The following is an 11,592-nucleotide window of genomic DNA, read 5'->3' as shown; positions in this document are numbered from 1 at the left end:
TCAAACCACATCAACCCCTACGTGAATCGCATCATGCCGCCAAAACTCCAGATCACAATCAATCAACCGCCCATGCTGATCATAATTGACCCGAGCAATCCTCAGTCCCGGACTCCCCACCGACACCCGTAAAGCCGCCGCCGCATCGACAGATAAAGACGTAGGCACGATCTCAAACCGCACCCGCCCATAGTGCAAATCGAAATGCCGCGCATACAGCTCGGTGATCGACTGATTCAAATCAAACTCGAGGATCCCCGGAAAAAACTGCGGATTCAGATAGTGCTCCACATACAACACCAATCGCCCGTCGATACGCCGCGAACGACAGATCTGAATCACGCTCGACAAGGCCGGCAACTGCAACCACGCACACACCGCCGCCGAAGCCGGCTGCAACCGCGCCGAAATCACCTCGGTCGACGGCTCACGCCCCTGCGCACTGACCATCGCGTGAAAGTGACTGCGCTGCATCAGGTTGTACGCCAGACGCGGCGGCGACACGAACCAGCCGCGCCGCTCTTCACGGTAAATCTGCCCCTGCGCCTCCAGTTGCAACAACGCCTCTCGCACGGTGATCCGCGTCGTCCCGAACAACTCGCTGAGCTTGCGTTCAGCGGGCAACTTGCTCCCGGCCGCCAGCAAACCATGATCGATCTGCTCCTGCAGCACCTGGCCAATCGCTGTCACCGCTTTCGTTGCCTCATCGCGCATCAACGTTACCTATCTGGACTAGACCAGCACTGTTTCGGGGCAAATCCGAACGCCGATCAAAGCGCCTTCGTATGTTGCAAGCCTAGGCAGTGCAGATGACCGACAGATGACAAAACTACCGAACGGTCGCTTTCACGGCTTGCAATACATCGGCCAAGTCCCCTGCCCTACGGGCCTTTGGGTATGGTCTACGCTGATCTGGCACCTTCCTGACAATGGTTGATAAAAGATCAGCCACGAGGCCATCGACATCAAAATGTCATCCAGCCGACCTAAATTGGCTCAGGTATTGCTGACCTAGACCAACACAAACCGCAATCGCAGCGTTGAACACGACCAAGGAGCTTCGGAATGAAACAGCTTTTCCTGGCAACACTGTTAGGCTCGACCATTGCTATGTGCACCGCCGCCATGGCGGCCGACACCGATCTGAAAACCCTCGAAGCCGCTGCGAAAGCGGAAGGCGCGGTCAATAGCGTCGGCATGCCCGACAACTGGGCCAACTGGAAAGGCACGTGGGATGACCTGGCTGCGAATTACGGCTTGAAGCACATCGACACCGACATGAGTTCGGCTCAGGAAATCGCCAAGTTCGCCGCCGAGAAAGATAACGCCACCGCCGACATCGGCGACGTCGGTGCCGCCTTCGGCCCGATCGCGGTCAAGCAAGGCGTGGTGCAACCCTACAAGCCAAGCACCTGGGATCAAGTTCCGGACTGGGCCAAGGACAAGGACGGCAACTGGGCGCTGGCCTACACCGGTACCATCGCCTTCATCGTCAACAAGAAGCTACTGAACGGCTCCGACGTGCCCACCAAATGGGCTGACCTGAAGACCGGCAAATACAAGGTTTCCATCGGCGACGTGAGCACTGCAGCGCAGGCCGCCAACGGCGTTCTCGCCGCCGCACTGGCCAATGGCGGTGACGAGAAAAACATCAAGCCTGCCCTGCTGCTGTTCGCCGACCTCGCCAAACAGGGTCGCCTGTCGATGGCAAACCCGACCATCGCCACCATGGAAAAAGGCGAGATCGAAGTCGGCGTGGTCTGGGATTTCAACGGCCTCAGCTACAAAGCCAAGATGGCCAATCCGGATGACTACGTGGTGCTGATCCCGTCTGACGGCTCGGTGATTTCCGGCTACACCACGATCATCAACAAGTACGCGAAAAACCCCAACGCCGCCAAGCTGACCCGCGAATACATCTTCAGCGACGCCGGCCAGACCAACCTCGCCCGCGGCAACGCCCGGCCGATCCGCGCCGAACACCTGCAACTGCCGGAAGACGTGAAAGCCCAACTGCTGCCGAACGAGCAGTACAAGAAGGTCACGCCGGTCAAGGACGCCGAGGCGTGGGAAAAGACCTCCAAAGCCCTGCCACAACAGTGGAACGAAGAAGTCATCGTCGAGATGAAGTAATCCTTCATCTGTAGGAGCTGCCGGAGGCTGCGATCTTTTGATCTTGCCCTTTAAAGCAACATCAAAAGATCGCAGCCTCCGGCAGCTCCTACACAGATTGGTTCCAGATTTGTTTTCGGAGTTCTTGCCCCTATGAAGCACACCGTCATCCTTGTCGTGCTCGACGGCCTCAACTACGAGGTTGCGTGTCACGCCATGGGGCATCTGCAGGCTTATGTTGGCGCAGGACGCGCGGCGCTCTATCAGCTGGAGTGCGAATTGCCGGCCCTGTCCCGACCGCTTTACGAATGTATTCTCACCGGCGTGCCGCCGATCGACAGCGGCATTGTCCACAACAATGTCTCGCGCTTGTCCAACCAGCGCAGCATCTATCACTACGCCCGCGATGCCGGGTTGAAAACAGCCGCTGCGGCGTATCACTGGGTCAGCGAGCTGTACAACCGCTCACCGTTCGTGGCGGCGCGCGACCGCCACACCAATGATCCGACGCTGCCGATCCAGTACGGCCACTTCTACTGGAACGATCATTATCCGGATTCGCACCTGTTCGCCGACGCCGAAAGCCTGCGCCTGCGCCACGCGCCGGATTTCCTCCTGATCCACCCGATGAACATCGACGACGCCGGGCACAAGCACGGCCTCGACAGCTCGCAATACCGCAACAGCGCGCGCTCGGCTGACGTCATCCTCGCCGATTATCTGCAGAGCTGGCTCGACGCTGGTTATCAGGTATTGGTGACCGCCGACCACGGCATGAACAACGATCGTTCGCACAACGGCCTGCTGGCGGAAGAACGTCAGGTACCGCTGTTCGTCCTCGGTGAGGCGTTCAGCCTCAACCCTGACGCCACTCCGAAGCAGACCGAGCTCTGCGGCACGGTTTGCGAACTGCTCGGCGTGCCCCACGACAAACCTGTATGCCGGGAGCTGCTCAAGTGAATGCCATGAATCGCGGCAAATGGCTCGCGGCGCTGTGTCTGGTGCCCTTCGCGCTGTTCTTCATCGTCTTCGAAATTGCCCCGCTGGTCTGGGTGATGATCAACAGCCTGCAATCGGAAGAGTCCGGCTGGGGCCTGGCCAACTTCAGCAAGATCTTCGGTTCGAAGTTCTATCGGCAGGCGATCCAGTACAGCCTGGAGATCAGTTTCTGGTCGAGCGTATTCGGCATCATCATCGCCGTGCTGGGTGCGTATTCACTACGCCGCGTCGATTCGAAGCTGCGCAACTTCGTGAATGCCTTCGCCAACATGACCAGCAATTTTGCCGGCGTGCCGCTGGCGTTCGCCTTCATCATCCTGCTCGGTTTCAACGGCAGCATTACCATCATGCTCAAGCAGTCGGGGATCATTCAGGACTTCAACCTGTACTCGAAAACCGGCCTGATCATCCTCTACACCTACTTCCAGATTCCCCTCGGCGTGCTGCTCCTCTACCCGGCTTTCGACGCTCTGCGGGAAGACTGGCGCGAGTCCGCCGCACTGCTCGGCGCCAACGGCTGGCAGTTCTGGCGGCACATCGGCCTGCCGGTGTTGACCCCGGCGCTGCTCGGCACGTTCGTGATCCTGCTGGCCAACGCCCTCGGCGCCTACGCCACGGTTTATGCGCTGACCACCGGCAACTTCAACGTTCTACCGATCCGTATTGCGGCGATGGTCTCCGGCGACATTTCCCTTGACCCGAACCTGGCCAGCGCCCTGGCCGTGGTGCTCGTGGCGCTGATGACCATCGTCACCGTCGTGCATCAACTGCTGTTGAAGAGGAGCTACCATGTCTCGCGCTGAATCCGGCCCGGCCGGCCTCTACCACCGCGTCGTGGTTTATCTGCTGTTCGCCATTCTGCTGTTGCCGCTGCTGGGCACGCTGGTCTATTCGATCGCCAGCAGTTGGTCGGCAACGATTCTGCCCAGCGGCTTCACCTTCAAGTGGTACATCCAGCTGTGGAGCGATCCGCGCTTTCTGCATGCATTCGGTCAGTCGCTGATTGTCTGTGTCGGCGCGCTGGTGCTGTCGGTGGTGCTGATCCTGCCGCTGCTGTTCGTCGTGCATTACTACTTTCCCAAGCTCGATGCGCTGATGAACATCCTCATCCTGCTGCCCTTCGCGGTACCGCCGGTGGTGTCCTCGGTGGGGCTGTTGCAGCTCTACGGTTCCGGGCCGATGGCGATGGTCGGTACGCCATGGATTCTGATCGGCTGCTACTTCACCGTGGCGCTGCCGTTCATGTACCGCGCGATCACCAACAACCTGCAAGCGATCAACCTGCGCGACCTGATGGACGCCGCGCAACTGCTCGGCGCCAGCACCTTTCAAGCGGCGTTTCTGGTGGTGCTGCCGAACCTGCGCAAGGGCCTGATGGTGGCGCTGCTGCTGTCGTTCTCGTTCCTCTTCGGTGAGTTCGTGTTCGCCAACATCCTCGTCGGCACGCGCTACGAAACCCTGCAGGTGTACCTGAACAACATGCGTAACAGCAGCGGCCACTTCACCAGTGCGCTGGTCATTTCGTATTTCTTTTTCGTGCTGGTCCTGACCTGGATCGCCAACATCTTGAACAAGGACAAAAGCGAATGAGCTACGTCAGCGTCCAACACCTGCAGAAAAGTTATGCCGGCACCACGGTGTTCAGCGACATCGATTGCGAGATCAACAAAGGTGAGTTCGTCACCCTGCTCGGCCCGTCCGGGTGCGGCAAGTCGACTTTGCTGCGTTGCATCGCCGGGCTGACCCCGGTGGACGGCGGCAAGATCCTCCTCGAGGGCGTCGACATCGTGCCGTTGAGCCCGCAGAAACGCGGAATCGGCATGGTCTTTCAAAGCTATGCGCTGTTCCCAAACATGACCGTCGAACAGAACGTCGCCTTCGGCCTGCGTATGCAAAAGGTCAACGCCGATGACAGCCACAAACGCGTGGCAGAAGTGTTGAAACTGGTTGAGCTGCACGACTTCGCCAGCCGCTATCCGCATCAGCTTTCAGGTGGCCAATGCCAACGAGTCGCCCTCGCCCGCTCACTGGTAACCCGCCCGCGCTTGTTGCTGCTGGATGAGCCTTTGTCAGCCCTCGACGCACGGATACGCAAACACCTGCGCGAACAGATTCGCCAGATTCAGCGCGAACTTGGCCTGACCACGATCTTCGTCACCCACGATCAGGAAGAAGCGCTGACCATGTCGGACCGGATATTCCTGATGAATCAGGGCAAGATCGTTCAGAGCGGCGATGCCGAAACCCTCTATACCGCGCCGGTCGATGTGTTCGCCGCCGGCTTCATCGGCAACTACAACCTGCTCGATGCCGCTGCCGCCTCAAAGCTGTTGCAACGGACGATCAGCCACCGCATCGCCATCCGCCCGGAAGCCATCGAACTGAGCCTCGACGGCGAACTCGACGCGCAGATCCGCAGCCACAGCCTGCTCGGTAACGTCATTCGCTATCGCGTCGAAGCACGCGGCGTGGAATTGGTGGTCGATGTGCTCAACCGTTCCGCCGCCGATCTGCATCCCGACGGACAGCGCCTGGCAATTTCCATCGATCCAACGGCCTTGTGCCAAGTAGCTTAAAAGCAGCTGCAAGCTTCGAGCTACAAGCTTCAGGTTGTAGACTGCGGCGTACTTGATTCCAATTTCTTGCAGCTTGAAGCTCATGGCTTGAAGCTGTTCTCGGAGAGAACCGATGGCTTTGGCAATTTTTGATCTGGACGAAACGTTGATTCACGGTGACTGTTCCTCGCTATGGAGTGAGCAGATGGTCCGCCTCGGCTGGGTCGATGGCGAGTCGTTCATGCAGCGTGACAAGGAACTGATGGATGCCTACGGCCGCGGACATCTGGCGATGGAAGACTATATGGCCTTCAGTCTCGAACCGCTGATTGGCCGCACCCCTGAGGAAATCGAGCACTTGGTTGGCCCGTGGGTGGAGGATTTCATCGAACCGATCATCTTCAGCGACGCGACCAAAACCATCGCCGCCCACCGCAAGGCCGGTGACCGGATTCTGGTGATCTCGGCGTCGGGTATCCATCTGGTCAAGCCGATCGGCGAACGATTAGGTATTGATGAGGTTCTCGCCATCGAACTGGAAGTAGCCCACGGCGCATACAGCGGTAAAACCGTCGGCACCCTGACTTACCGCGAAGGCAAAATCACCCGCTTGCTGGAATGGCTGGACGCCGAAGAAGAAAACCTCGAAGGCGCGAGTTTTTATTCCGATTCGCGCAACGATCTGCCGTTGTTGCTTAAAGTGGACTTCCCCCACGTGGTCAATCCGGATCCGGTGCTGCTTGAGCACGCCGAAAAGGCCGGCTGGCCGATCCATCTCTGGAAATAAAAGCAAAAGATCGCAGCCTTCGGCAGCTCCTACTTTTGCAATGCGTGCCTCTGTAGGAGCTGCCGGAGGCTGCGATCTTTTGACCTTGCTTTGCTGTCAGCTCAAACCCTCATTGATCACCAACACTAACTTGCCCGCCACCGTATTGCTCGCCAGTTCGGCAAACGCCGCCTCGGCATCCTTCACCGCAAACGCTTTGGCCAGTTGCGGACGCAAGCGCCCCTCGGCAAACAGCGGCCACACATGCTGGCCCAGATCGCTGAGCAGATCGGCCTTGAACTGATCGTCACGGCTGCGCAACGTCGAACCGAGCAGTTGCACACGCTTGGCCAACACCTGCGCCAGATCCAGTTTCGCCTCGCGACCGCCCATCAAACCGATCAACACCCAACGCCCGTCCAGCGCCATCAGCTTGAGGTTCAATGCTGAATAATTGCCGCCCACCGGGTCGAGAATCACGTCGAACGGCCCGAAGTCGCGCAGGCTCTCCAAATCATCGGTACGCACCACACCGCCCTGAGCCCCCAGTGCTTCGCAGTAAGCCAGGCGTTCGGCGGTACCGACGCTGACCCAGCACGGGTTACCAAACGCCTTGCACAGCTGAATGGCGGCTGAACCGATTCCACTTGCGCCGGCGTGCAGGAGAATTTTCTCACCGGGCTTCAACGCTGCAAGTTGAAACACATTCAGCCAGACGGTGGCGTACACCTCGGGCAATGCCGCCGCCTCGATCAGCGAAACACCTTCGGGCACCGGCAGCACGTGCCGTCCGTCGACGACCACCTCTTCAGCCATGCCGCCCCCGGCCAGCAAGGCGCAAACCCGGTCGCCGACTTGCCAGGACGAGCCCGCACCGACTTCGCTGATCACCCCGGAGCACTCAAGACCGAGCACGTGGCTGGCCCCGGGCGGGGGCGGATAAAGTCCTGCTTTCTGTAATAAATCGGCGCGATTGAGGCCGGCTGCCGCCACCCGGATGCGGACTTGTCCTACATCGCAGGTAGGACTCGGCTCTTCAACCCATGCCACTTGACCTTCAACGCCTTGCAATGCCTTCACACTGCCTCCATAGTGAGTCTGGACTGAGCCCGAAGCTGTAGCGCCGGGCTTTTTGCATTATGCGACCGGCTCTCAAAGAACCGGCGACTTCAAAGACGGCCTAATATGCGTTATCAATTGTCCCCGCGTCGAATCAGCATGAAGCATCTGCTCCCCAGCACCGCCCTCGCTCTTTTCATCGGTATCGGCCTGTTGCCGGTGTCGGGCACCACATTCGCAGCCAACAGCTGGGACAAGTTGCAGCCTGATCGCGATGAAGTCATCGCCAGCCTGAACGTCGTCGAGTTGCTCAAGCGTCACCACTACAGCAAGCCGCCGCTCGACGATGCGCGCTCGGTGATCATCTACGACAGCTACATCAAGCTGCTCGACCCATCGCGCAGCTATTTCATGGCCAGCGATATCGCCGAATTCGACAAGTGGAAGACGCAGTTCGACGACTTCCTCAAAAGCGGCGACCTCAACGCCGGGTTCACCATCTACAAGCGCTACCTGGACCGCGTGAAAGCGCGTCTGGACTTCGCCCTTGCCGAGCTGAACAAAGGCGTCGACAAAATGGACTTCAACACCAAGGAGACCTTGCTGATCGATCGCAAGGACGCGCCTTGGCTCAAGTCCACCGCGGAACTCGACGACCTGTGGCGCAAACGCGTCAAGGACGAAGTGCTGCGCCAGAAGATCGCCGGCAAAGAGCCGAAGCAGATCCAGGAAACCCTGACCAAGCGCTACAAGAATCAGTTGGCGCGTCTGGACCAGACCCGTGCCGAGGACATCTTCCAGGCGTACATCAACACCTTCGCCATGTCCTACGACCCGCACACCAACTATCTGTCGCCGGATAACGCGGAAAACTTCGACATCAACATGAGCCTGTCCCTCGAGGGCATCGGCGCCGTGTTGCAGAGCGACAACGATCAAGTGAAAGTCGTGCGTCTGGTGCCGGCAGGCCCGGCGGACAAGACCAAGCAGGTCGCTCCGGCCGACAAGATCATCGGCGTTGCCCAGGGCAACAAGGAAATGGTCGACGTGGTGGGCTGGCGCCTGGACGAAGTGGTCAAGTTGATTCGCGGTCCGAAAGGCACCGTGGTGCGCCTGGAAGTGATCCCGGCGAGCAATGCGCCGAACGATCAGACCACCAAGATCGTGCCGATCACCCGTGAAGCGGTGAAGCTCGAAGACCAGGCCGTGAAGAAGTCGATCCTCAGCCTGAAACAGGACGGCAAGGACTACAAACTTGGCGTGATTGAAATCCCGGCTTTCTACCTCGACTTCAAGGCCTTCCGTGCCGGAGATCCGGATTACAAGAGCACCACTCGCGACGTCAAGAAGCTGCTCACCGAGCTGCAGAAGGACAAGGTCGACGGCGTGGTCATCGACCTGCGCAACAACGGCGGCGGCTCGCTGCAGGAAGCCACCGAGCTGACCAGCCTGTTTATCGACAAAGGTCCGACCGTACTCGTGCGTAACGCCGACGGCCGTGTCGACGTGCTCGAAGATGAAAACCCGGGCGCGTTCTACAAAGGCCCGATGGCGCTGCTGGTCAACCGCCTGTCCGCCTCGGCCTCGGAGATCTTCGCCGGCGCCATGCAGGACTACCACCGCGCGCTGATCATCGGTGGCCAGACCTTCGGCAAAGGCACCGTGCAGACCATTCAGCCGCTGAACCATGGCGAACTGAAACTGACTCTGGCCAAGTTCTACCGTGTCTCCGGGCAGAGCACCCAGCATCAGGGCGTGCTGCCGGACATCGACTACCCATCGCTGATCGACACCAAGGAAATCGGCGAGAGCGCTCTGCCGGAAGCCATGCCGTGGGACACCATACGCGCGGCGATCAAACCGGCGGCCGATCCGTTCAAGCCGTTCCTCGCCCAGCTGAAGTCCGAACATGACGCGCGCACCAACAAGGATGCCGAGTTCGTGTTCATCCGCGACAAGCTGGCCCTGGCGCAGAAACTGATGGAAGAAAAAACCGTCAGCCTCAACGAAGCCGATCGTCGTGCCCAGCACGCCGACATCGACGCCAAGCAACTGGCGATGGAGAACATCCGTCGCAAGGCCAAAGGCGAAGAACCGCTCAAAGAGCTGAAGAAAGAAGACGAAGACGCACTGGCCGCTGCCGAGCCGGACAAGGTCAAACCGGAAGACGATGCCTATCTGAGCGAAACCGGGCGCGTGCTGCTGGATTACCTGAAACTGAGCAATCAGGTGGCCAAGAAGTAAGTGATGGCAATTTAGTGCTGACGATCCCCGGATCGTCATCAAACAGTCATCATTCTGTCGTGCAATAAAGGACCGAGAGCAAGCGCTCCCGGTCCTTTTTTTATCGCCAGAGACTGCCATGACCACGACCGAACAGCTGAGCGCCTTGAGCTCGATCCTGACTCAAAGCGGTTTACACAGCCTGTTCCAGCCGATCATCTGCCTCTCCGAGCGACGTATTCTCGGCTACGAAGCCCTGACCCGTGGCCCGTCCAACAGCCCTCTTCACTCGCCGATTGCCCTGTTCGCCGTGGCGCGACAGGCTGGCCGATTGAGCGAACTGGAGATCGCCTGCCGACAAAGCGCCTGTCGCCGGTTCAATGAGCAGCAGTTGCCGGGCAAACTGTTCCTCAACGTTTCGCCGGAATCCTTGCTTGAGGCCGCGCACCAACCCGGACGAACGTTGCAGCTGTTGCAGGACTTGGGCATTGCGCCGAGCCAAGTGGTAATCGAGCTCACCGAGCAGACCCCGATCGATGACTTTCAGTTGCTGCAAACCGCTCTGCATCACTACCGGGCGATGGGCTTTTCCATTGCGCTGGACGACTTGGGCGCGGGGTATTCGAGCCTGCGCCTGTGGTCGGAATTGCGTCCGGATTACGTGAAGATCGACCGGCACTTCATCGACGGTATTCATCAGGATGCATTGAAAAGAGAGTTTGTCGGTTCGATTCTGCAAATCGCCAAAGCGTCCCGCGCGCAGGTGATTGCCGAGGGGATCGAGTTGCCGGAAGAACTCGCGGTGCTGACTGAAATGGGCGTCGACCTGGTGCAAGGCTACCTGCTCGGCCGCCCTCAGGAACATCCATCCCGCGACGCTCGCGCCTTGATGCCCAAACACGACAGCAGCGCTGTCGCGCTGAATGACGAAGGCAGCGACCTCAGCGCCCTGCTCAACGAGCAGCCCGCCGTGCAACGCGATACGCCCACCGCGACGGTACTGGAAGCCTTCCGCCGCCAAGCCAACCTCAATTCGCTCGCGGTGCTCGACGAACAAGGCCAGCCCTGCGGCATCGTCCATCGCCACTCGCTGTCGGACGCGCTGCTCAAACCGTTTGCCACCGATCTGTTCGCGCGCAAACCGATCAGCCGCCTGATGAACGATGATTTCCTCGCCGTGGAAATCAGCCAGTCGCTGCAGCAAGTCAGCCGACTGATCACCAGCCGCGCCCGCCAGCGCATCGAAGAAGACTTCATCATCACCCTCAACGGCAGTTACCTCGGCCTCGGCCGGGTGATCGACGTGCTGAAACTGATCACCGAACTGAAAATCCAGCAGGCACGCTACGCAAATCCCCTCACCCTTCTCCCGGGCAACGTACCGATCCAGCAATGCCTCACGCGCCTGCTGCAACAGGCCCGCGAGTCGATCATCTGCTACGTCGACATCGACAGCTTCAAACCCTTCAACGACATCTACGGCTACGGCCGAGGCGACGAAGTCCTGCTCTGCCTCGCGCAATGCCTCAACGAACGCATCGACCCCACCCGCGACTTCGTCGGTCACATCGGCGGCGACGACTTCCTCCTCGTCCTCGGCCCCGAAGACTGGCGCAAACGCCTCAACCAACTGCTCGACGACTTCCAGAGCCAATGCCGCCGCTTCTACCGTCCCGAGCATCTGGAGGCCGGCTGCTTCGTTGCACCCAATCGCCAAGGCGTGCGGCAGGAGTTTGCGTTGTTGTCGTTATCGATTGGGGTGGTGCATCTGCGGCCTGAGGCTTGTGCAGCGCTTGATGCCAGCCAGCTTGCGGAGATGGCTTCGCAGGCTAAGCATCATGCGAAGGGGGTTGTGGGGTTTAGTGTGTATTTGCTCGA

At 59.5% G+C, this 11,592-nt stretch carries 10 protein-coding genes; 8 read left to right on the top strand and 2 right to left on the bottom strand.

Annotated features, from left to right (window positions below):
* The gene (gene phnR / locus D6877_RS02325) at window positions 1-714 is read right to left on the bottom strand and encodes a phosphonate utilization transcriptional regulator PhnR (protein ID WP_016773745.1); all 714 of its coding nucleotides are present in this window, start codon (window positions 712-714) and stop codon (window positions 1-3) included.
* Window positions 715-1,065: 351 nt separating this feature from the next.
* On the opposite strand from phnR, the gene D6877_RS02320 reads away from it, so the two are divergent.
* The 6 genes from D6877_RS02320 (at window position 1,066) to D6877_RS02295 (ending at window position 6,453) form a co-directional block, all read left to right on the top strand.
* On the top strand, window positions 1,066-2,133 hold the full coding sequence (locus D6877_RS02320) for an ABC transporter substrate-binding protein (protein WP_130909699.1): 1,068 nt from the start codon (window positions 1,066-1,068) through the stop codon (window positions 2,131-2,133).
* A gap of 132 nt (window positions 2,134-2,265) precedes the next feature.
* Window positions 2,266-3,072 (top strand): alkaline phosphatase family protein, encoded by an 807-nt coding sequence (locus tag D6877_RS02315; RefSeq protein WP_130909698.1) that lies wholly within the window; start codon window positions 2,266-2,268, stop codon window positions 3,070-3,072.
* A 5-nt stretch (window positions 3,073-3,077) separates the two neighbouring features.
* The gene (locus D6877_RS02310) at window positions 3,078-3,914 is read left to right on the top strand and encodes an ABC transporter permease subunit (RefSeq protein ID WP_161984092.1); all 837 of its coding nucleotides are present in this window, start codon (window positions 3,078-3,080) and stop codon (window positions 3,912-3,914) included.
* Window positions 3,901-4,701 carry an ABC transporter permease gene (locus D6877_RS02305; protein WP_016773742.1) on the top strand — a complete coding sequence of 267 codons (801 nt, stop codon included), beginning with the start codon at window positions 3,901-3,903 and terminating at the stop codon, window positions 4,699-4,701. The genes D6877_RS02310 and D6877_RS02305 overlap by 14 nt, the downstream gene beginning before the upstream one ends.
* Window positions 4,698-5,687: an ABC transporter ATP-binding protein gene (locus D6877_RS02300; RefSeq protein ID WP_130909697.1), complete on the top strand. Its 990-nt coding sequence runs from the start codon at window positions 4,698-4,700 to the stop codon at window positions 5,685-5,687. Before D6877_RS02305 ends, D6877_RS02300 begins: the two co-directional genes overlap by 4 nt.
* A gap of 112 nt (window positions 5,688-5,799) precedes the next feature.
* Complete coding sequence (locus D6877_RS02295) at window positions 5,800-6,453, top strand: HAD family hydrolase (protein WP_130888605.1); 654 nt, start codon at window positions 5,800-5,802, stop codon at window positions 6,451-6,453.
* Window positions 6,454-6,549: 96 nt separating this feature from the next.
* Here the strand turns inward: D6877_RS02295 and D6877_RS02290 are convergent, their stop codons facing one another.
* Window positions 6,550-7,512 carry a zinc-binding dehydrogenase gene (locus D6877_RS02290; RefSeq protein ID WP_130909696.1) on the bottom strand — a complete coding sequence of 321 codons (963 nt, stop codon included), beginning with the start codon at window positions 7,510-7,512 and terminating at the stop codon, window positions 6,550-6,552.
* Between the two features lie 138 nt (window positions 7,513-7,650).
* On the opposite strand from D6877_RS02290, the gene D6877_RS02285 reads away from it, so the two are divergent.
* On the top strand, window positions 7,651-9,735 hold the full coding sequence (locus D6877_RS02285) for a carboxy terminal-processing peptidase (protein WP_161806099.1): 2,085 nt from the start codon (window positions 7,651-7,653) through the stop codon (window positions 9,733-9,735).
* Window positions 9,736-9,853: 118 nt separating this feature from the next.
* The coding region (locus D6877_RS02280; RefSeq protein ID WP_130909695.1) for a bifunctional diguanylate cyclase/phosphodiesterase at window positions 9,854-11,592 on the top strand (1,739 nt) is incomplete at its 3' end.

This window comes from Pseudomonas sp. Sample_9 (genome assembly GCF_004307535.1).
In the GTDB taxonomy this organism is placed as follows: domain Bacteria; phylum Pseudomonadota; class Gammaproteobacteria; order Pseudomonadales; family Pseudomonadaceae; genus Aquipseudomonas; species Aquipseudomonas mercuritolerans.
This window is presented reverse-complemented; position numbering and strand designations above follow the sequence as displayed.